22 protein-coding genes are annotated in these 17,966 nt (G+C 44.7%); 3 read left to right on the top strand and 19 right to left on the bottom strand.

Annotated elements, in window-relative coordinates; translation table 11 throughout:
* Positions 1-13 precede the first annotated feature (13 nt).
* Complete coding sequence (locus tag MHH52_RS06350; protein WP_340007374.1) at positions 14-520, bottom strand: metallophosphoesterase; 507 nt, start codon at positions 518-520, stop codon at positions 14-16.
* A gap of 179 nt (positions 521-699) precedes the next feature.
* Between MHH52_RS06350 and MHH52_RS06345 the strand changes: the two genes are divergently transcribed.
* Complete coding sequence (locus MHH52_RS06345; protein ID WP_340007372.1) at positions 700-825, top strand: RCKP-type rubredoxin-like domain-containing protein; 126 nt, start codon at positions 700-702, stop codon at positions 823-825.
* A 73-nt stretch (positions 826-898) separates the two neighbouring features.
* Here MHH52_RS06345 and MHH52_RS06340 read toward each other — a convergent pair whose 3' ends face one another.
* From MHH52_RS06340 to MHH52_RS06310, 7 genes are all read right to left on the bottom strand, one after another.
* The gene (locus MHH52_RS06340) at positions 899-2,092 is read right to left on the bottom strand and encodes an anti-sigma factor (protein WP_340007370.1); all 1,194 of its coding nucleotides are present in this window, start codon (positions 2,090-2,092) and stop codon (positions 899-901) included.
* Positions 2,085-2,588 carry a sigma-70 family RNA polymerase sigma factor gene (locus MHH52_RS06335; RefSeq protein ID WP_340007368.1) on the bottom strand — a complete coding sequence of 168 codons (504 nt, stop codon included), beginning with the start codon at positions 2,586-2,588 and terminating at the stop codon, positions 2,085-2,087. Before MHH52_RS06335 ends, MHH52_RS06340 begins: the two co-directional genes overlap by 8 nt.
* 183 nt (positions 2,589-2,771) lie before the next feature.
* On the bottom strand, positions 2,772-3,773 hold the full coding sequence (locus tag MHH52_RS06330; RefSeq protein WP_340007367.1) for a siderophore ABC transporter substrate-binding protein: 1,002 nt from the start codon (positions 3,771-3,773) through the stop codon (positions 2,772-2,774).
* Between the two features lie 123 nt (positions 3,774-3,896).
* A complete protein-coding gene (locus tag MHH52_RS06325; RefSeq protein WP_313640439.1) occupies positions 3,897-4,652 on the bottom strand; it encodes an ABC transporter ATP-binding protein in 756 nt (251 codons plus the stop codon).
* Complete coding sequence (locus MHH52_RS06320; protein ID WP_340007363.1) at positions 4,646-5,590, bottom strand: iron chelate uptake ABC transporter family permease subunit; 945 nt, start codon at positions 5,588-5,590, stop codon at positions 4,646-4,648. Before MHH52_RS06320 ends, MHH52_RS06325 begins: the two co-directional genes overlap by 7 nt.
* A gap of 2 nt (positions 5,591-5,592) precedes the next feature.
* Positions 5,593-6,540 (bottom strand): ABC transporter permease, encoded by a 948-nt coding sequence (locus tag MHH52_RS06315; RefSeq protein ID WP_340007362.1) that lies wholly within the window; start codon positions 6,538-6,540, stop codon positions 5,593-5,595.
* 245 nt (positions 6,541-6,785) lie between these two features.
* Positions 6,786-7,046 (bottom strand): YqkE family protein, encoded by a 261-nt coding sequence (locus MHH52_RS06310; protein ID WP_313637643.1) that lies wholly within the window; start codon positions 7,044-7,046, stop codon positions 6,786-6,788.
* Between the two features lie 90 nt (positions 7,047-7,136).
* On the opposite strand from MHH52_RS06310, the gene MHH52_RS06305 reads away from it, so the two are divergent.
* Positions 7,137-7,481, top strand: a complete 345-nt coding sequence (locus tag MHH52_RS06305) for a helix-turn-helix domain-containing protein (RefSeq protein WP_340007359.1) — start codon at positions 7,137-7,139, stop codon at positions 7,479-7,481.
* Positions 7,482-7,505: 24 nt separating this feature from the next.
* Here the strand turns inward: MHH52_RS06305 and MHH52_RS06300 are convergent, their stop codons facing one another.
* Positions 7,506-8,009: an N-acetyltransferase family protein gene (locus MHH52_RS06300; RefSeq protein WP_340007358.1), complete on the bottom strand. Its 504-nt coding sequence runs from the start codon at positions 8,007-8,009 to the stop codon at positions 7,506-7,508.
* A 25-nt stretch (positions 8,010-8,034) separates the two neighbouring features.
* Positions 8,035-8,877, bottom strand: a complete 843-nt coding sequence (locus MHH52_RS06295; RefSeq protein WP_340007356.1) for an SDR family oxidoreductase — start codon at positions 8,875-8,877, stop codon at positions 8,035-8,037.
* Positions 8,878-9,177: 300 nt separating this feature from the next.
* Between MHH52_RS06295 and MHH52_RS06290 the strand changes: the two genes are divergently transcribed.
* Positions 9,178-10,272, top strand: a complete 1,095-nt coding sequence (locus MHH52_RS06290) for a Xaa-Pro peptidase family protein (protein ID WP_340007354.1) — start codon at positions 9,178-9,180, stop codon at positions 10,270-10,272.
* 94 nt (positions 10,273-10,366) lie between these two features.
* Here MHH52_RS06290 and MHH52_RS06285 read toward each other — a convergent pair whose 3' ends face one another.
* The 9 genes from MHH52_RS06285 to MHH52_RS06245 are packed head-to-tail and all read right to left on the bottom strand — an operon-like array spanning position 10,367 to position 17,945.
* On the bottom strand, positions 10,367-11,332 hold the full coding sequence (locus MHH52_RS06285; protein WP_340007353.1) for a nitronate monooxygenase family protein: 966 nt from the start codon (positions 11,330-11,332) through the stop codon (positions 10,367-10,369).
* A 6-nt stretch (positions 11,333-11,338) separates the two neighbouring features.
* A complete protein-coding gene (locus MHH52_RS06280) occupies positions 11,339-12,142 on the bottom strand; it encodes an energy-coupling factor transporter transmembrane protein EcfT (RefSeq protein ID WP_340007351.1) in 804 nt (267 codons plus the stop codon).
* Entirely contained in the window at positions 12,135-12,992 is an 858-nt protein-coding gene (locus MHH52_RS06275) for an ATP-binding cassette domain-containing protein (protein WP_340007349.1), read from the bottom strand. Before MHH52_RS06275 ends, MHH52_RS06280 begins: the two co-directional genes overlap by 8 nt.
* Entirely contained in the window at positions 12,977-13,777 is an 801-nt protein-coding gene (locus MHH52_RS06270) for an energy-coupling factor transporter ATPase (RefSeq protein WP_340007347.1), read from the bottom strand. The genes MHH52_RS06275 and MHH52_RS06270 overlap by 16 nt, the downstream gene beginning before the upstream one ends.
* A complete protein-coding gene (locus tag MHH52_RS06265; protein ID WP_340007345.1) occupies positions 13,778-14,599 on the bottom strand; it encodes an SDR family NAD(P)-dependent oxidoreductase in 822 nt (273 codons plus the stop codon).
* 2 nt (positions 14,600-14,601) lie between these two features.
* Positions 14,602-14,940: a MaoC family dehydratase gene (locus MHH52_RS06260; protein WP_340007343.1), complete on the bottom strand. Its 339-nt coding sequence runs from the start codon at positions 14,938-14,940 to the stop codon at positions 14,602-14,604.
* Complete coding sequence (locus MHH52_RS06255) at positions 14,918-15,319, bottom strand: MaoC family dehydratase N-terminal domain-containing protein (RefSeq protein WP_340007341.1); 402 nt, start codon at positions 15,317-15,319, stop codon at positions 14,918-14,920. Before MHH52_RS06255 ends, MHH52_RS06260 begins: the two co-directional genes overlap by 23 nt.
* A complete protein-coding gene (locus MHH52_RS06250) occupies positions 15,316-16,467 on the bottom strand; it encodes a thiolase family protein (protein ID WP_340007339.1) in 1,152 nt (383 codons plus the stop codon). The genes MHH52_RS06255 and MHH52_RS06250 overlap by 4 nt, the downstream gene beginning before the upstream one ends.
* A complete protein-coding gene (locus MHH52_RS06245) occupies positions 16,464-17,945 on the bottom strand; it encodes an AMP-binding protein (protein WP_340007338.1) in 1,482 nt (493 codons plus the stop codon). Before MHH52_RS06245 ends, MHH52_RS06250 begins: the two co-directional genes overlap by 4 nt.
* Positions 17,946-17,966: the final 21 nt, after the last annotated feature.

The raw sequence follows: 17,966 nt of genomic DNA, 5'->3' as shown, positions 1-17,966 counted from the left end.
GGACAATTGACCCTTATTCCTTTGAATCGTAGAACACATGCCGGGCACTAACCTTACCCGCTTCGATATCCAATATTCCGAAAGAATACAATTTCTCACGCCGCTTATCTGTAGGAGAACCAGGATTAAATAGCAGGATCCCATTCTCCTCTCTTAGCAAGGGTTGATGTGAATGACCGAAGAGAATACAATCCACCTCATCATTCGCAAAAGCAAGCAGGGCATTCCCGTCCGTTCCTTTACGGGAATGTGGCGTATGTCCATGTACCATACCAATCCTGATTCCCTCAAGCGTAATAATCTTGCGCTCTCCGAAACGCTCAATGATCTCATCGCCATCATTATTTCCGGCAATACCCTCTACCGGTCCTAATTCTGACAGCAAATCATAGATTCCCATACTCACCCAATCCCCAAGATGCAAGATTATGTCCACATTTCGGAATTCTGCAATAAGCGCCTTTGGCAGAGACTTAGCCATTCTTGACATATGTGTATCAGATACGACTCCTACTTTCATAAATCTCAGCTCCTAATCTATCATACTCAACTTTGGTTATCTCACATATCCGTAAATCTAATATTCAAATAATTGTACGATTTGCTTAAGCGAGAAGCAAGTTCTGTGACTTCTTCCACTCCCTTGCATGTTCAATATTGTTAAGATAAGGAAAATAATTTATGAAGGAGGTCTTATAGATGGCACAGTGGAAATGTACAGCCTGCGGGGAAACTAAGGAAGGGCGCTGCAAACCACAAAAATGTCCAAGCTGTGAAATCAAGGGGCAATTTGTTAAAGTTGAAGAAGCACTAGAAAAGAAATAGCCTGCTCTCTGTACACAACAAAGCCGGGTATACCCCACCAACATTGAGCATATCCGGCTGCTATTGCAGTGACTCAGTTCTCTCGATCCCGCCAATTCCACAGTCTTACTTCCCCCACATGCATGTTGCTGACCCATTCTTCTTCTTTTAGCTTGAGCAGTTCTTTAACCGGACCCGTTACGACAGCTCCATACAACTTAACTCCGTTCTTCTCTAGATAACTGATAGAATCATCCAGATCTATGAACGGAATCACCTTGTTGGCGATCGATTTATACTCCTGCATCAAGTGCAATGTCTTGAGGAAGTTCGCATTACGTAGTTCAGCATCCCCATATGAATCAACAGATGGAGAAACACTCGTGCGGCTAGTCACCCCTCCGAACCACCCCCACTTTTTCTTTGATTCTTGTGTCACTTTCATATCATCTGCATGCCAGATTGGTGTACTTGGAAATCCTAATGGGTCATTTATTACTGGCTCTCGTGTCCTTGGACCTGTATCTGCCGCGAACCACAAAGGCTGAAGATTCTTAGGTTCAAACTTCTTCAGTAGCTCATCTGTCGTAAATAATTGGTCAAAAGACAAGTACGCTTCAGCTACTGTTCCTTCCGGGAGCTTCTCTAATCTCTCCCACTCACTGCTATCATCCATACTGTTTGCCGCAGACTGCTTCCCCTGTGGATACACAAAATAATAACCAACACCTCTACTTTCATCCGTCCAGGAATAGTTGTAGAGCCTAGCCCATCCAAATAAAAGCTTCATTGAATAATCTCCAACAGTAATTTGTTCATCTCCCACTTGTTTCCTTATATCCCCAGTTAGATTCATTGAAAAAAATGGAGTGGAATCATTACTTAAATGTACAATCGTATTCGGTTGTGAAACAGCAATAGCTGAAGAAACAACATCACGGTATTTCTCAACTCTCTCCCCAGTACCATAAAATATTGCAGTGATAAAGCTGCAAATGATCATGAACATCAACAACGCAGAGATTACCGTAAGTGTGCTCGACACGCGTGCTCTCCATTTGCCCCGGCGGATGATCTTTTTTTCCCTATTGGGTCTGCTTCCTTCACCTTTTCCGAAATTCATCCTCTTTCCATCACCTGAAGCAGGCTCCTCTGCCCCCATGAGTTCATCTAGATAAGTCTGATAAACTTCCATCTTCTCCAGTTCGCGCTCCACTTCATCCCTATCCTCGTCTGCAAGAGTGCCTTCGCCATACCTTCTTAATTTCTCCTTGAATTCCTCACTCATCTTCATTCCTCCTCCGCTCTGCCTCACGCAGCTTCTGTCTAGCTCGAAAGATCAATATCTTATATTGGGACAGGCCCACGTTCATAATGTCCGATGCTTCACGATAACTAAGACCATGAAAATCATGTAGTAACAGCGCATGCCTCTGATTGTCAGGAAGTTCGGCTACCGATACCCATATCTCTTCCCAACGTTCCTGCCGAAGCAGCGTGCTTTCCGTGGTATCTGGATGAGCAAGCTGTTTAAAGAATTCCTCACTCTGTACCAAGCTGCGTCCTTCCTTTCGCCTATAATCTACGAAGGCGTTGTAGGCTACACGGAACAGCCAAGGCTTAATCTTCTCTTCTTTGCAATCCTCTATATATAGATAAGCACGATAAAAGGTCTCCTGCATCAAGTCTTCCGCCGCGTGATGATCACCACAAAGGGAGCGCAAATAGCGGTAAATATCCATCACATACATCTGATATATTTCATCCAGTGAATTTCGCTTCATGCACTCCCCCCTTAACCTAACCACGTATACCAACATAAAAAGTTACAGCTAAATTTAGCAACTAGTATGAATATACCAGTAATTCTATGGAAGAAAACGAAAAAAGCCTGCCGACAAGGAGTAATACTCCTGCCAACAGGCTTTCTCTAACCGGATATTCACCGGTAATCATATGTTCTAGAACTATTGTGCTGCCAGAGCGGTTCCAGCTTCCTTGACCATTTCACTAACGGATACCAAACCGCCACCAGACAAGTACCAGTAGTTAGGATCTAGGTAAATGATTTTACCGTTTTTAAAAGCATTTGTGTTCTTCACGAGATCGTTCTCAACCGCTTTCTTCGCTGAGCCGGATTCTCCACTATCACTCTTCACAACCGCATCTCTATCTACTACGAACAGATAATCTGGATTCTTGTCGGCTACATATTCGTAAGATACACTTTGACCGTGAGTGGATACTTCAATCTTATCATCCGCCTGTGCAAATCCGAATACATCATGGATAATACCGAAACGGGAACCAGAACCGTAAGCACTGATTTTCCCTTCATTTGCAAGAATGATAAGTGCTTTTTTACTTTCTGCTGTAACTTTCTCATTTAGAGCTTTAATGGAGTCATTAATAGTAGCAAGTTCGGTCTCTACTTCAGCTTCTTTGCCAAAAATTTGACCCATCATCTTCACGTTATTTGTAAAAGATTCCATGTAGTTCGCATTGTCTACAGCAACGTATAGCGTAGGAGCAATTTTGCTAAATTCTTCATACATATCTTTCTGTCTGCCTGAGATAATGATCAGGTCTGGAGAAAGACTATTAATCTTCTCAAAGTCTGGCTCTTTCAAATCGCCAACATTTTCGTATTTGTCATCCCTATATTTAGAGAGGTAAGATGGCACGCTGCCTTTAGGCAATGCAGCCACATCTACGCCCAGTTTATCCAATGTGTCGAGTGTACCGTAGTCAAACACAACCACTTTTTGCGGATTGGTCTTAATCGTAGTTTCGCCAAGTGCATGTTTGAAAGTAAGTTCTTTAGGTTCAGTTGTCGGTGCAGTAGTAGCCTCTGTATTGCCTGCCGCTGCTGTATTGTTATTTGAAGTTGCTGCATTATTGGAGCCACAGGCTGCCAAGATTACCGCAAGAAACACTGTCATGATTAGTAAAGATAAGTTCTTCTTCAAAAATGTTCACCCCTAAATTTTATAGTCTAGCTATTTGAATTATACGCGTATACGTCAGGAAGCTGGCGCCTTTCACTTCGTGCGTTACGTCATAATAATTTCCGAATATAAGCGGCGTCTTGTTTAGAAATAGACACCAATTTTACGACCACCAATTGTTTCTATAGGGATATCCATGTCATATACATCCCTAAGTACTGCCGTATCAATAATTTCATCAACCGTACCCGATGAAGCTACCCGCCCATTCTTGAGCGCTACGATGTAGTCAGAATAACAAGAAGCGAAATTAATATCATGAATGACGAGCACAATCGTCTTGCCCTTTTCTTCTACTAGTCGGCGTAGCACCTTCATAATTTGTACCGAGTGCTTCATGTCCAGGTTATTAAGTGGCTCGTCGAGCAAAATATACTCTGTATCCTGAGCCATAACCATCGCAATATATGCTCTCTGACGTTGTCCACCACTAAGCTGATCAATATATTTATCCTGCATCTCCTTGAGATCCATGTAAGCAATCGCTTCATCAACGAACGCTCGATCCTCAGATGTGAGCTTCCCTTGTGAATATGGGAACCTTCCAAAAGAAACGAGTTCCTTCACGGTGAGACGTACGCTGATATGATTGGACTGCTTTAGTACCGATATTTTACGAGCAAGTTCATTACTCTTACAGGTGCCAATTTCCTTCCCTTCGATCAGTACTTCTCCCGCGTCTTTGGAGATAAGTCTACTGATCATAGAGAGAAGCGTACTTTTACCGGCTCCATTCGGGCCAATGAAGGAAGTGATCGCTCCTTTTTTAATGGAAAGAGACACATCATCAACGACGGTTACTCCGCCATAACGTTTGGTTACATGTTTAACTTCTACCACGACTTATTCTCCTTTAACAGCAGATAGACAAAGTAGACGCCGCCTGCAAAATTAATGATTACACTAACCGTAGTAGTGAATCCAAAAACACGTTCTACCAGAAACTGTCCCCCGACAAGTGCAATAATGCTTAGCAAAATCGTGCCGGGAATCAGATAGGAATGCTTATGCGTACGGAACAACTGGTGCCCCACATTAGCTACAAGTAGACCAAAGAAGGTGATCGGCCCCACTAGAGCCGTTGATATCGAAACGTAGATGGATATAACCACTAGGAGTCTTTTCACCACGTAGTCATAATTGATCCCTAAGTTGATCGCTTCATCTTTTCCTAAAGAAATAACATCTAAATACTTAACAAATCGCATGAAATACAGCGTAGTTAGCGTTAGGACAATGGTCGAAATAATCAATAGATCACTGCTGACATTGTTAAAGCTGGCGAACATTTTCCCCTGTAGAATCAGGAATTCGTTCGGATCAATAAGCACTTCCATAAAAGAAGATGCGCTCTGGAACATCGTTCCCATAATAAGTCCTACGAGCAGCAGAAAGTATATGTTTTGACCCTCTCTGCGGAACATTAGCTTATACAGCACACCTGAGAACAGAACCATGATACAAGCAGAGAACAGGAAATTAACATTTTTATTCATAAAGGTCATATTCGATGAGCCTAGGGCATATACACCGAACGTCTGGATCAACATGTAAAGGGAGTCTAGCCCCAGAATACTAGGTGTCAAAATACGATTGTTCGTAATGCTCTGGAAAACTACGGTAGAGACAGCTATCACTGCTCCGGTAATCAGAATCGCAGCCAACTTTCTTCCTCTACTGGGTAGAACGTAGTCCCAATTTCCCATAACATGATAGGTCATAAACAAGACGATGAGAGCAACAGCGCTTAAGGATAATATAGTTAGTTTCGTCTTCATCTCTAATTCGCCTTTCTTCTCATCAGCAAGTAGATAAACAGACCACTTCCGATGACGCCTACCGTGAGACTGATTGATATTTCGTATGGATATATAATGAGCCTGCCCAAAATATCACAGAACAGGAGGAACACCGCACCGAGAATGGCAGTATGCGCCAGATTTTTTTTGAGGTTATCGCCTATGTATAGCGTTACTATGTTAGGCACAACAAGACCCAAGAATGGGATCGTACCCACGGTTAAAATAACTACAGAAGAAATTAACGCTACAATCACCAGTCCTATGTTAACAACCGCTTTGTAGTTCATACCGAGATTAATGGAGAAATCCTCCCCCATACCGGCTACAGTGAACTTATTAGCGAAAACATACGCGAGAATGACAAGTGGAATACTGATATAGATTAATTCGTATTGACCCTTAATAATCGTAGAGAAATCTCCAAGCATCCAAGACGAAATATTCTGAATCAAATCATTTTTGTAAGCAAAAAAAGTCGTAATCGAACCTACAATGTTCCCGAACATGAGTCCGACCAGCGGGATAAAAATACTATCCTTGAACTTGATCCGATCCAAGATTCTCATGAATATAAAGGTTCCCAGTAGAGCAAAAACAAAAGCAACGAGCAGCTTCTGCATCGGCGTCGCCCCTGTGAACAGCATCAGTGATACGAGAATACCGAATTTTGCGGAATCCATTGTACCCGCCGTAGTGGGAGAGACGAATTTATTTCGCGATAACTGCTGCATAATTAATCCGGCAATGCTCATGCTTACACCGGCTATAATCAGTGCAGCTAAGCGTGGGATTCGGCTAATCAACAGGGTCTGTAATTGTGATTCCGTAAGAGAAAAAAGATCCAAAGGTGAAATGTCCTTAACGCCTATAAACAAAGATATAAATGAGAATACGATTAGAAGTAGGGACAAATATTTTAGTTTCATGAGTTGTTCCTTATCTGTTTAATACTTTAAGATAGTTTGAGAATTAGGTGATCATAATCTATATGATAATGATTTTCATTCGCACTATGTTCGATTATACCTAAGCCCACTTGGAGGGTCAACCCTTTCGTATAGTAAAATTTAAAACAATTGAATTTTATGAATAGCATTGTATTTTCCAAAAAAAAGAGACACCCTAGTGGATCTCTTTATCTCAGCAATTTGTTATCACTAAGCCATAACATTTATTTATATTTATGCCAATCCTGATTACTGTTCTCCAGCAGATGTGCAAAGTCATTATCAAGCCGCTTCTGCTCAGCCTTTCTCTGATCCTCAACCGCTTTACGAGCAGCTTCCTTGCGGTCATTCTCTTCCGCTTTCAACGCATCAGATTGTGCCTTCAGCTTTCCTAGGACATCACTGCTCAGCAGGTCTTTTAGCGTAGCTGGTCCATCGGTCGCTGCAGGACGCGGAGCGGTAGGCATCTTCTTTTTTTTAGCCATTTCAATCATCCCTTCTAATAATGAATTAAATTGGAATTTGTTTAAATTACTGGTCTTTTCGTTTATAATGTTCACTAAGAGGTGAGCCATATGAAGTCCACTGATTTATGTCCACAGTTACAAAAAAGCATGGATATTATTGGAAGGCGTTGGACAGGTTTAATTATCTATCAGCTTCTTCAAGGACCACAGCGTTTCAATGTCATCGAAGCTGCACTACCCATTAGCGGGAGATTGCTCTCCGAACGACTTAAAGAGCTGGAACTGGAAGGGATTGTTCTTAGAGAAGTATTCCCTGAGACACCTGTACGAATCCAATATTCCTTGACGGATAAAGGACTTGCGCTAGAGACGGTCATCCAAGATTTGCAGCGTTGGTCAAAAATATGGATTGATTGTAACCCCGATAACGTAAATCCATCACTTCAAATGTAAGCGTTTTATCTGTTTGAGATCTCGTTATATTTTACGTCCTACAATGACTAAGTCCCGCTCTATGCCATCCAATTCAGCTACACCGGGTAGTAATCCCCACTGCTTAAAACCGAATTTTTCTAGCAAACTGAGGCTTGGATCATTATGTCCGAACACAAAGCCAACTAAATTCTTAATACCAAGACTAGGAGCTTTCTCAATAGCCTCTGTCAGAAGAATTCTGCCAGCTCCTCCACCACGGAACTTCTCACTCACGTATACGCTGATTTCTACTGTTGCATTATACGCTGGACGACCATAGAAGGACTGAAAGCTGAACCATGCCGCGATCTCATCGTCCTGCTTCAGTACCCATAAGGGACGATGATGGCTGTTATGCTCTAGGAACCACTTCTCTCTGTCTTTTACAGTGATAGGTTCCAGATCCGCTGTTACCATCCGTCCAGCAATCGTAGAGTTATAAATATCCACAATAGCCGCTAAATCTGCGGCTGTTGCATCCTCAATCCTGCTATTCTCCCAATTCATTCCTTGGTTCCTCCAAATATCTTTATTAGCTCAGGCCGACCTGCTTCTGGCTCCATTGCCACAGCCGTTCGGCCTCTACTTTGCTCTGCGCTCTTGGAGACAGCTCTTTATTCTTTCGTCGATAATAATACTGTCCTGTTACTTCTCGGAGCTCCGGTGCCGTAGCCAAATAAATCGCTGTATCGGCTCCTTGTTCAGGTGTTAAGAAGAAGTATGACAGCAGCTTAAGTACCGACTTGCCGAAGCCTGTCTCCCGGTTTACACCTATATTTGTGCCCACTGCTCCTGGATGCACGCAATTCACCGTCACCTTTGTACCGTGAAGACGCGAAGCCAGCTCCCTCGTAAACAAAATATTGGCTAACTTGGACCGAGCGTAGGCTTTTGCAGGATTGAAACGGCGTGCGAGAGTTGGATCTTCATAATGAAGTGCACCTATTTTGTAAGCACCGGAAGCAACCACAACGATACGACCTTGCTCTGCTGCCTTTAAAGGCTCAAGTAACAGATTCGTAAGCAGAAAATGCCCCAAATGATTTACGCCAAGATCCATTTCAAAGCCATCCTTCGTAAGCTGACGCTTAATCGTGACTACTCCAGCGTTATTGATGAGTACTTCTAGAATCGGATATTTCATAATGAATTCCTCAGCAAAGCTGCGAATGCTCTCAAGTGAAGCTAGGTCACACAACATGAGCTCAATATCCTCTGAGTGACTCTCTTGTTTGGCGGTAGCAAGCGCTTCTTCCCCTCGCTGGCGATTACGGCAAACCATAATTACTTTGGCTCCCTTGCGAGCCAGTTCAACTGTCGTAGCCAGCCCCATACCGGAATTCGCTCCAGTTACAAGTGCAATTTTACCTCTCATCCCAAGAATCACTCCTCTCTCAACAACCGTACCCGAATAAGCTTCCGCCTAACCTTATGAGAAGTATATTTAAAGATTAAGATTATGTTACACCAACTAGTAGGGTCAAGAAAAGCTTCATGTCACGTTTTAATTGTATAGGTGAACAAATAAACGTCATTACTTAAGGTTAAGTTCTCGAATAGGCATGTCATGATTAGCCAACGATAGGTGTAGTTCGGCAGATGCGTCTAGACTATTTTTGATCTATAATAAGAATATTGCGGTTCTAATCGTGAAGTTGAAAGGGGAATAACCACTATGAATAAAGCTCTGACAAGCCTAGAGCATCAAATGGCGGGTGAAGGCCTTGATGCCCTCCTCGTAACCGATCCTAAACATGTCTACTATTTAACCGGATTTGCCAGCGATCCGCATGAACGCTTCCTAGGGTTGCTATTGAAACGTGGTGAAGAGCCTATGCTAATCGTACCTGCACTTGATGCAGAAGCGGCCCAAGCGGCATCTTCGGTCACAAAAATCCTGACCCACAGCGACACTGATAATCCTTATAACCTGCTTAAAGAATGTTTCGGCAGCAGCAAGCTAGGTACTCTTGGCATAGAGAAGGAACATTTCTCAGTCGCACGTTTCGAGCATCTAACCGCTGCCGTTCCAGCTGAACAATTTAGTGATATTGGTCCATTGCTGCGCAGCATGCGCTCCAAAAAGACCCCAGATGAAGTTAAGCGTATGAAACATGCCGCTGAGCTAGTTGAGGAAGCCTTGCGCCGCGTTCTTACCCACGTAAAAACAGGCGTTACAGAAAACGATCTAGTAGCGGAACTGGAATATCTAATGAAAAAGGTTGGCGCTTCCGGCCCTTCCTTCGACACTATGGTGCTTTCTGGTCCGAAAACTGCCCTGCCTCACGGCGTCCCAGGCAACCGGGTCATTCAACCAGGCGACTTCCTGATGTTTGATATCGGGGTGTATGCTGACGGTTATGCTTCTGATATTACACGTACCTTTGCTATTGAATCCGTGGATGACAAGCTAGTCACTATCTACAACACAGTACTGGCTGCCAACGAAGCTGGGATCGCTGCTTCCAATCCTGGAGCTCCCTTCGGTTCTGTCGACAAAGCTGCACGAGATGTGATTGAGGAAGCCGGATTCGGGGAATATTTCTTGCACCGTGTCGGACACGGACTGGGTATGGATGTTCATGAATATCCATCACTCCATGGACAGAACGATGACATTATCGAGATCGGCAATGTGTTCACCGTTGAGCCAGGGATTTATGTGCCTGGACTAGCTGGTGTGCGTATCGAAGATGATCTAATTATTACAGCTGAAGGTGCAGAGACCTTAACAAGCTTCCCTAAGGAACTGACTATACTTCATTTGTAGAAAAGAATTTTAGGCAAGGCTTCTACAATCGACCAAAAACAGAGAGCAGCGATTCCTCCAATAATGAGAGAATCGCCGCTCTGTTTGTTTTTATTTATGCCTGTGTTCCCCACTGGTTACGAATCGACTCTGCTTCTTTGACCATCCTGCCGATCAGCTCCGAGACCGTAGGAATATCATGGATCATTCCTGTCACTTGGCCTGCCCAACCAATGCCCTCTTCTTTGATATCATCATAAATCCAACGCTTGTTGGCTGCACCACTGATATATTCTTTTAATGCTTCATAGGTCGGTGTCACGCGCTCAATTTCAAGAATTTTATCAATGTAGTCACTACGTAATACTCTCGCAGGTGCTCCGATGGAACGTTTGATTACGACTGTATCTGACTCTGAGCTTTCTACTAGGGCTTTTTTATAAGAAGCAGCTGCATGAACACATTCAACCGTAGCAACGAATCGTGTGCCCATTTCAACTCCCTCCGCCCCCAAAGCATGGGCAGCCATCCATCCGCGGCCATCCCCGATCCCGCCTGAAGCAATCACAGGAATATCAACCGCATCAACTACTTGAGGAACGAGCACCATAGTCCCAACATCATCACGTCCCAAGTGGCCTCCTCCCTCCTGCCCAACAACAATAACCGCAGACGCGCCTAGTTGTTCAGCTTTTTGGGCTTGTCTGCGTGAAGAGACGAGCACGAGCGTTTTAATATCGGTGAGCTGAAGCATTTCCAGTATAGGGGCAGGATTCCCTCCGGTGAGGCTAACCACGGGAACCTGCTCGTCGATTGCGACCTGCACCCGATCTTCATAACCAATACCATGCACACCAATGGCAAAATTAACACCAAATGGCTTGTCCGTCAAAGTTCGTACCCGTTCTATTTCTGAACGTAAAGCCTCTGCACTCGGAAGACTCATCGCTGTGACCTGACCCAATCCACCGGCATTCGAAACTGCAGCTGCGAGGTCTGCATAACCTAAATAAGCAAGCCCACCTTGAATAATAGGATATTCTATGTGTAATAACTCCCTAATACGGGTGTTCCATTTCATCTTCATCTACACCTTTCCTATCTTTAACAACAGCAGAATCACAGCAAATATAAGGGCAACTCCCCCTACCAGATAATCTATTTGCTGAAATTGCAATCGCTTATAAGAAGTTCTCCCTTTACCATTTCCATAAGCACGCGCATCAATCGCATAGCTCAGCTGTTCAGCACGTTGAATCGTCGTGAAAAGCAAAGGAATAATGATCGGGATATAAGCAAATATCCGTTTAGGCAGTGATAATGCTGTAAGATCATACCCTCTAGCCTTTTGTGCGAGAAGTATACGATCAAGCTCCTCCTTGATGGTAGGAATAAAACGGATCGCAATCACTATCATTAAGGAGAATTGTTCTACGGGTACCCCCAATTTGGATAGAGGGGACAGCAACTTTTCAAGACCATATGCTAAGTCTAGCGGTTTAGTAGTTAACGTTAATATTGAGGCTAATAAGATGAGCAATATTATACGCCAAACAAAACGTAATCCTGTTCGCAATCCTTCTTCAGTCACTTCAATAAACGACCATGACCAGAGGACCGTTCCTTTGGTAAACACGGCATTGTACAGAAAGGTAAACAACAAAATAAATAATAGCGGCCGCAGCCCTCGCCAGAAGAAATGAATAGGAACTTTCGTCAGCAGCAAAATTCCGAACACAAAAAAGGTCGCAACTGCATAGCTAAGTCCCGTTCCAAGCATCAGAAAGCTAAGCATGAGAAGCACGATACTAACAAGCTTTATACGAGGATCTAAACGATGGAAAATCGAATGCGTCTCCACATATTGACCCACTATTACGGAATCAGCCATGTCCTTGCCCCCTCGAATGCCAAATCGGCAGAACAGCATCGAAGATATCCTGCTCTTTGCAGCTAGCAATCTCAATTTTTTGGCCGGATAGTTCCTCTACTAACTTCAAAAACTGTACGGGTTCAGGCATAGACAAGCCGAGTTCCACTAATAATTCTTCTTTTTCCAGAAATAATGTTCTGGTGTCATAATGCCCCTTTAGCTGACCTTTGTGAAAAACCAAAACCTCATCCGAGTATTCGGCAACATCATACATCTGGTGTGAGACGAAGAGAAGGGTGCGCTGGTTTTGTTGTTGCCATGACTTCAGCAGCTTCAGTAGAAATACTTGGCTAGCTGGATCAAGTCCCGCTGTGGGTTCATCTAAAATTAGCACCTTCGGATTCGTCATCAGCACGGAGGCAATAGCTACACGGCGCTTTTCCCCACCACTTAATTGGAATGGATTTAACGGGAGAATCTTTTCTGGCAGACCCACTTGCGGCAAAATCCTGTCAATCGCCTCCGTAATTTGCTGCCGTGAAGCGCCCTGCTGATTCATAGCAAAAGCAAGCTCCTTATACACCGTGGTTTCGAATAGCTGATGCTCCGGATATTGAAACACGAAGCCCAGCTCAGGGACGACCTTTAATTGCCCTTTCGCATCTCTGCGAGCAGGCTGCTGATCAATCCAATAGTCTCCTTTTACGGTGGGAATCAAGCCCTTCAGCACTTTGACAAAGGTAGACTTTCCTGCTCCCGTTGGACCGATAATCGAAATCCATTTGCCCGTAGTAATGGTGCAGTTTATATTGTGCAAAGCCATATGATCCGCATAGTTCACACTTAAATTATCTAATTGGTAGACCATTGTGATCGAATTATCCCCTTCCAATCGGCTGTTGGCGGCGCTGCTGAATGGAGCAATGCATGTACACGCACTGCAAAAGGCAGTTGTAATTGATAGTCCGCAACAGGCATCGTTTCAAAAAAAGCCATTGGATCACCATCAAACTCAAGTCGCCCTTGATGCAGGAGTAATATTCGTTCTGCTGAAAGCACTTCCTCCATATGGTGAGTGATCTGAATAATGGTCAGACCTTGACGATGCAGCTCTTGCATAATGGCAAGAACCTGCTGTCTTCCCTGAGGATCAAGCATAGAGGTGGCCTCGTCAAAAATAATGACTTGCGGGCGCATCGCCAAAATAGCCGCAATAGCGACCCGTTGTTTTTGCCCCCCAGATAGCTGATGAGGCATGGCCTCCAGATAATCCTCCATATGAACGGCCTGCAAGGCATGATCTAATCGGCTGCGCATCTCCTCCCTCGGCACACGAATGTTCTCCAAACCAAAAAGCACCTCATCCATAACGGTTGTGGTGATAAATTGATCCTCTGGATTTTGAAAGACAAAGCCGATTTGCTGATGAATACCTGCAAGATCAGCTGGATTTTCGGTGTCTAAGCCCTTAAACTGTATCGACCCTTTTCGCGGCAGTAGCAATCCGTCCATTAGCTTTGCAATGGTGGATTTGCCAGAGCCATTAGCGCCAACAATCGCCACAAACTCCCCTGCTTCTATCGTAAAGCTGATATCCTCTAAGACAGGCTGACCCTTTTTATAATAAAAATGAACTTTATCGAAGGTAAGCATTTATTCACTCCCCTTTTGACGGTGCCAAGTAGCGAAAAATGCCTCAATGCTGTTCTCAGAAAATACAGGTGCAGGCTTCTCCCATTTCGTCACCCTTGATCCATTCACAGCAAAGATTTCACCGGTTAAATCCGCATCGCTCTCCCTCAATAATGCACTTACGAAGGAAGCAATATCCTCTGGAGCACCTATTCGCCAGAACTCCGGGAACGGTTCATTACGACTGGCATGTTTCTCTTTCAAATGATCAATGACAGGTCTGGTCATATCCGTTAAAGCGGCTGGTGAAATCGCATTGACCCTAATTTGATCACGCTTCAGCTCGGCTGCGAGCGTCCACATCATTCCGAGTATTCCAGCCTTGGCTGCACTGTAATTCACCTGACCCACGGAACCTGTTAGTCCAGCCATAGAGGTCATCAACAGGATATCGCCACCTGTCTGGCGCATATACGGAAGTACTCGTTGAATGCTGTAGTAGGTACCATTTAGATGCACATCCAGAACAGCCTTCCACTCTTCATCCGTCATCCGTAGACATTTCTGATCTTGCAAATTCCCAGCGTTAGCTATCAATACCTCAATACGGCCATATCGAGCAATAACCTCATCCACCATTGCAGTGACCGCAACTGGATCTGCTACATTAGCAGAGTACCCTAACGCCTCACCGCCTGCATGGCGAATCTTGCACACAACCTCATCGATTAACGCTTGCTTCGTGCCATTAACAATCACTATATAACCGGACTTCCCAAGCTGCACGGCGATACTGCGCCCGATCCCTCTTGTCGCTCCAGTAATTAAGGCTACTTTGTTCATTACTACACCTCTTTCACTGAAAAAGCTCCCGTTGCAATAAGATCGCCAGCTTCTGTTGTAAGGGTCACTTTCACAGGGCAGTCATCCTCCGCAAAATCAAAAATCACGACATTATCGACCTCTACAGGCTGATGAAATTTCATCTCATACTCAGTGATCCACTGTGCCCTATGCTCCGCAATATATAAGGATTGGGCTAATCCCATAAGATACATCCCATGCGCGATGGGCCGCTTAAATCCAGCCTTGGCTGCAGCATCCTCATCTAGATGAATAGCGGCCAGATCTTGGGAAGCTACTGCATATTGCCGGATGGCTTCAACAGTTATGCATTTTTTCATCGTGATCATCACCTACCCGAATTAACACCGTTTCTGCGGTGACTATAAGCTCGCCCTCACATTTACAAATCAGCGTATGTGTGTAAAAGGTCAGCTTGCCCTGCCGGCCTTCTTTTTGCACCTTGCTCGTTAACGCTAATTCACAATCTAACGTCATCCCTGCCGTAATCGGAGCTTGATATGAGAATTTCTGAGTGCCGTGAAGCAAAGATTCTCCCTTACTAAGCCAAGGAATATCGAAGGCCTGCCAAAAAATAATAGGCATCGTAGAAGGAGCAATCAGATTACCATTAATCGTCTGCACGGGTGCCTCAATACTCTGAGCATAGTCCGATAACCACTCAGTAGTCATAAGAATCTGATGTCGGACACTATTCATTTTACCGCCTCCAAGAGGGTCGCGAGGCCGATACCACCGCCGATACCCAGCGTAGCAAGCCCTCTTTTATAAGGGGCATGCTGCATTTCAGCACATAAGCGCGTCATTAAAATAGCTCCGGATGCCCCATATGGATGACCGATAGCTAATGCGCCCCCTCCAAGATTAACCTTTTCCTGTGGGATCTGAAGCTCATTCAGTGAGGCTAGGACTTGCGAAGCAAAGGCTTCATTAAACTCTACTATATCTAAATCGGCTATTGTCAGCTGTTGACGATGTAACACCTTTTGTACAGCTGGAACTGGTCCCATGCCTAAATAGTTCGGATCTACACCTGCCGCTTGCGCATCCACGACACGCAGAATAGGCTTGAGCTTGAGTTGCCGACATTTCTCACGGGACATCATTAATAGAAGCGCCGCACCATCATTAATAGGACAGGCATTTCCAGCGGTGACGGTACCCTTTTCTTCAAAGATTGTAGGCAGCTTTCGCAGCTTGTCCAGGCTCGTATTGGCTCTTGGACATTCGTCGGTATGCACCCACTCCCCCTCAATCTGTAGAGGTACAATCTCCTGCTGAAACCGGCCACTTTGCTGAGCATGAACGGCTTTCTGATGGCTTTTCAAGGCATATTGATCCTGCTCTTCTCGCGAAATTCCGTACTTCCGCGCTACATTTTCCGCAGCAATCCCCATATCTGGATCACCGTAAGAGCTAGGCGTAAAATGAGCACGGGTATATAGCTGTGGAACACCCATCAAGGTTTGGGGCTTAGCCATTTTCCAGGGGGCACGGCTCGTGCTTTCCACGCCGCCCGCGAAATAAATCTCCCCTGCGCCGCTTTGAATAAGTCGTGCAGCTATATTGATCGCCTCCAGCCCAGAGCCGCACTGACGATCCACTGTAACACCCGGAACCGAGACAGGCAGCCCCGCTTCAAGCGCAGCTACCCGTGCAATATTTCCACCCGGACCGACAACATTTCCAATAACGACATCATCGATCATATCTATAGGCAGGTTCGTTTCTGCCACAATATGCTGAATAAGCGGCGCCAGTAATGCTTCCGGCTCAAATGTACTTAATAAGCCGCCCATCCTGCCAATGGGTGTACGTTTTGCCATGACAATTACTGCTTCTATCATACCATCGCTCTTTTCACATAGTCTTTCATCGCTTGCCGGGCAATTTTGCCGCTGCTTGTATAGATAAACTCATCTACCGTCAGCAGCTGCTTCGGCGCTTTGTAGCTTGCTAAATACTGGCGACAATAATTCTTTATTTCGTCTATAGATAAGCGCTTTTCTCCGTTCCATTTCACAAGGACTGTCAACTGTTCTCCCCAGTAATCGTCAGGGATGCCAAGCACCATTACTTCTTGTATTTCCGGAAGATGCTCCAGCACTCGTTCTATTTCCTCTGGATAAACGTTCAGCCCACCGGATATGATTCTATTATTCAAGCGACCCGCCAGATATAAATAGCCAGCTTCATCCTGATAAACATAATCTTCAAGGATCAGCCATCCGTCTCGAAAAGCTGCTGCAGTCTCATTCGGCAATTGATGGTAGCCTAGAAATATCATATCACTTCGCACATATAACTGCCCAATCTCCCCCGCAGGGACTTCACGGAACTGTTCATCACAAATGGAAATCTGCACCCCAGGATAGGGCTTGCCTACAGAGTTCGGATTGTGTTCCGCCAGAACATCCAAATAACTAATATAGCTCGCTTCAGAGGAACCGTAGGATTCATAGAGACGCGCGCCAGCGAACACTTCCATGCCCCTTTTTTTGGACAACTCCGACCACTTTGCACCTGAGCTAATAATCGCATCAATTTGTGTCTGCCCAGGAACAGCCTGCTGCATCATGGATTCGAGCATTGTCGGTACAACGAACAGCACCACACCCGGAATCTGCTTGCACAGTTCTAACACCTGCGTGGCGCTAAATTTTTGCGTGATATGAAAGTTTGCTCCACAATACAGACTCTGCATTACAGCGAATAAGGACAGGGAATGCACAAACGGACCCGGTGCTAAAACATCCTTCATAGGGTCCAATTCAAAGGCAGCATTCGATACCTCAAAGCTTTTTAACCATGATAAATGGGTACGCATATATCCTTTGGGCAACCCAGTTGTGCCTGAAGTAAAGCCGATAAATAATAACTCGTTCGTATCATCCAATTCAGCCTCTGGCTTCAGCGCGTCCAGCCACTGATCATAGGAACCTGTTCGATCTTTTGAGAAAGTCAGTGTTGGGATGGCTTGGTCCTTGAAGACCAAATTCCTTGCAGCTTCCAGCTCGGCAAAAATCATTCTCGGCTGGCACTGCTCTATAATAACCTGCAGTTCATTTGCACTCCACTTGGGATCTAAAGGAATGGGAACACAGCCTGCATAAATAGCCCCCAAGAAAACCTCAACAAATTCAATGCGATTCGTAGATAAAATAGCAATTTTGTCATGCCTCAAACCCTTTTGCTGTAGACCATTCGCGATTCTCCGCATCGTTTCTACTAATGTGGCATAGGTATGGCTTGCTTGGTCATGGGTTAAGGCAATGCTGTCGGGCTGTTGTGCTGCATGACGCAGTATAGGAACTACTAGATTCATCCTTGATCACACCTGTTCTTA

The organism is Paenibacillus sp. FSL K6-0276 (assembly GCF_037977235.1).
Lineage (GTDB): Bacteria > Bacillota > Bacilli > Paenibacillales > Paenibacillaceae > Paenibacillus_AQ.
The sequence above is the reverse complement of the archived record's forward strand: the minus strand, read 5'-3'. Positions and strand labels throughout refer to the sequence as shown.

Coding starts and splice junctions, on each gene's coding strand:
- MHH52_RS06350 (WP_340007374.1), bottom strand. CDS start 520: ATGAAAGTAGGAGTCGTATCTGATACACATATGTCAAGAATGGCTAAG.
- MHH52_RS06345 (WP_340007372.1), top strand. CDS start 700: ATGGCACAGTGGAAATGTACAGCCTGCGGGGAAACTAAGGAAGGGCGC.
- MHH52_RS06340 (WP_340007370.1), bottom strand. CDS start 2,092: ATGAGTGAGGAATTCAAGGAGAAATTAAGAAGGTATGGCGAAGGCACT.
- MHH52_RS06335 (WP_340007368.1), bottom strand. CDS start 2,588: ATGAAGCGAAATTCACTGGATGAAATATATCAGATGTATGTGATGGAT.
- MHH52_RS06320 (WP_340007363.1), bottom strand. CDS start 5,590: ATGAAGACGAAACTAACTATATTATCCTTAAGCGCTGTTGCTCTCATC.
- MHH52_RS06315 (WP_340007362.1), bottom strand. CDS start 6,540: ATGAAACTAAAATATTTGTCCCTACTTCTAATCGTATTCTCATTTATA.
- MHH52_RS06310 (WP_313637643.1), bottom strand. CDS start 7,046: ATGGCTAAAAAAAAGAAGATGCCTACCGCTCCGCGTCCTGCAGCGACC.
- MHH52_RS06305 (WP_340007359.1), top strand. CDS start 7,137: ATGAAGTCCACTGATTTATGTCCACAGTTACAAAAAAGCATGGATATT.
- MHH52_RS06300 (WP_340007358.1), bottom strand. CDS start 8,009: ATGAATTGGGAGAATAGCAGGATTGAGGATGCAACAGCCGCAGATTTA.
- MHH52_RS06295 (WP_340007356.1), bottom strand. CDS start 8,877: ATGAGAGGTAAAATTGCACTTGTAACTGGAGCGAATTCCGGTATGGGG.
- MHH52_RS06290 (WP_340007354.1), top strand. CDS start 9,178: ATGAATAAAGCTCTGACAAGCCTAGAGCATCAAATGGCGGGTGAAGGC.
- MHH52_RS06285 (WP_340007353.1), bottom strand. CDS start 11,332: ATGAAATGGAACACCCGTATTAGGGAGTTATTACACATAGAATATCCT.
- MHH52_RS06280 (WP_340007351.1), bottom strand. CDS start 12,142: ATGGCTGATTCCGTAATAGTGGGTCAATATGTGGAGACGCATTCGATT.
- MHH52_RS06275 (WP_340007349.1), bottom strand. CDS start 12,992: ATGGTCTACCAATTAGATAATTTAAGTGTGAACTATGCGGATCATATG.
- MHH52_RS06270 (WP_340007347.1), bottom strand. CDS start 13,777: ATGCTTACCTTCGATAAAGTTCATTTTTATTATAAAAAGGGTCAGCCT.
- MHH52_RS06265 (WP_340007345.1), bottom strand. CDS start 14,599: ATGAACAAAGTAGCCTTAATTACTGGAGCGACAAGAGGGATCGGGCGC.
- MHH52_RS06260 (WP_340007343.1), bottom strand. CDS start 14,940: ATGAAAAAATGCATAACTGTTGAAGCCATCCGGCAATATGCAGTAGCT.
- MHH52_RS06255 (WP_340007341.1), bottom strand. CDS start 15,319: ATGAATAGTGTCCGACATCAGATTCTTATGACTACTGAGTGGTTATCG.
- MHH52_RS06250 (WP_340007339.1), bottom strand. CDS start 16,467: ATGATAGAAGCAGTAATTGTCATGGCAAAACGTACACCCATTGGCAGG.
- MHH52_RS06245 (WP_340007338.1), bottom strand. CDS start 17,945: ATGAATCTAGTAGTTCCTATACTGCGTCATGCAGCACAACAGCCCGAC.